At 53.8% G+C, this 1516-nt stretch carries 1 protein-coding gene and 1 pseudogene; one reads left to right on the top strand and one right to left on the bottom strand.

Annotated features, from left to right (window positions below; genetic code table 11):
* Positions 1 to 157 (bottom strand): annotated as a pseudogene (locus FO013_RS22120) (IS6 family transposase); the annotation flags it as partial.
* 119 nt (positions 158 to 276) lie between these two features.
* Here FO013_RS22120 and FO013_RS22130 point away from each other — a divergent pair.
* Positions 277 to 1505 (top strand): IS3-like element ISEc36 family transposase gene (locus FO013_RS22130; protein ID WP_110129298.1). Its coding sequence is split into 2 segments (ribosomal slippage): positions 277 to 592 and positions 592 to 1505, totalling 1230 coding nucleotides; the frame shifts between segments, so codons are not numbered across the junction.
* The last annotated feature ends 11 nt before the right edge of the window (positions 1506 to 1516 follow it).

A 1516-nucleotide genomic window follows, 5' to 3' on the forward strand; every position in this document is an offset into this window, starting at 1 on the left:
GCTGAACCCAGCGGTAAATCGTGGAGTGATCGACATTCACTCCGCGTTCAGCCAGCATCTCCTGCAGCTCACGGTAACTGATGCCGTATTTGCAGTACCAGCGTACGGCCCACAGAATGATGTCACGCTGAAAATGCCGGCCTTTGAATGGGTTCATGTGCAGCTCCATCAGCAAAAGGGGATGATAAGTTTATCACCACCGACTATTTGCAACAGTGCCNACTTAAGTTAGTGATAGTCTTAATACTAGTTTTTAGACTAGTCGTTGGAGTCCGAATGATTGATGTTTTAGGTCCAGAGAAGCGCAGACGGCGAAGTGTTCAGGAAAAAATCGCCATTGTTCAGCAGAGTTTTGAGCCCGGAATGACCGTGTCGCTGGTCGCCCGTCAGCATGGCGTTGCTGCCAGTCAGCTGTTCCTGTGGCGTAAGCAGTATCAGGAAGGCAGCCTTACAGCCGTTGCCGCAGGAGAACAGGTTGTGCCCGCGTCGGAGCTGGCATCTGCGATGAAGCAAATTAAAGAGCTGCAGCGCCTGTTGGGCAAGAAAACCATGGAAAACGAGCTGCTAAAAGAAGCCGTTGAATATGGCCGACAAAAAAAGTGGATAGCGCACGTGCCCTTGTTGCCGGAGGATGGCGAATAAGCCTTGTCAGTCGTTGCCTCCGGGTCTCACGTGCGCAACTGCATGCCATGGCCCGTCGGTCGAAGGACTGGCAGGATCGTCGGTGCAAGCGCAAGCCTGATGATACTGACGCGCTGGCCCGTATCCATACCGTTATCGGCGATCTGCCCACCTATGGTTATCGTCGGGTATGGGCACTGCTGCGCAGACAATCAGAAACTGACGACATGGCGGTGATCAATGCCAAACGCGTATACCGCATCATGCGTCAGAATGCGCTGCTGCTTGAGCGTAAACCGGAAATACCGCCATCGAAGCGGGCGCATACAGGGAAAGTGGCCGTTGGAGAAAGTAACCAGCGGTGGTGCTCTGACGGCTTCGAGTTCAGCTGTGATAACGGTGAAAAACTGCGGGTCACGTTCGCTCTGGACTGTTGCGATCGCGAGGCACTTTACTGGGCGGCCAGTAACGGTGGATATGACAGTGAAACCGTGCAGGACGTCATGCTGGGTGCCGTGGAGCGTCGCTTCGGTAACAGCCTGCCGACATCCCCAGTTGAGTGGCTGACAGACAACGGTTCAGCCTACCGTTCTTATCAGACGCGTCAGTTCGCCAGAATGGTAGGACTGGAGCCTAAACATACGGCGGTACGTAGCCCGGAAAGCAACGGGATGGCAGAGAGCTTCGTGAAAACGATGAAGCGCGATTACATCAGCATCATGCCGAAACCCGACGGGTTAACAGCGGTAAAGAACCTTGCGGAGGCCTTCGAACATTACAACGAATGGCATCCGCATAGTGCACTGGGGTATCGTTCGCCACGGGAATATCTGCGGCGACGAACCAGTCATGGGTTAAGTGATAAAAAGTGTATGGAAATATAGGGGCCAATCCA

Source organism: Brevibacterium aurantiacum (genome assembly GCF_007558825.1).
Lineage (GTDB): Bacteria > Actinomycetota > Actinomycetes > Actinomycetales > Brevibacteriaceae > Brevibacterium > Brevibacterium aurantiacum_A.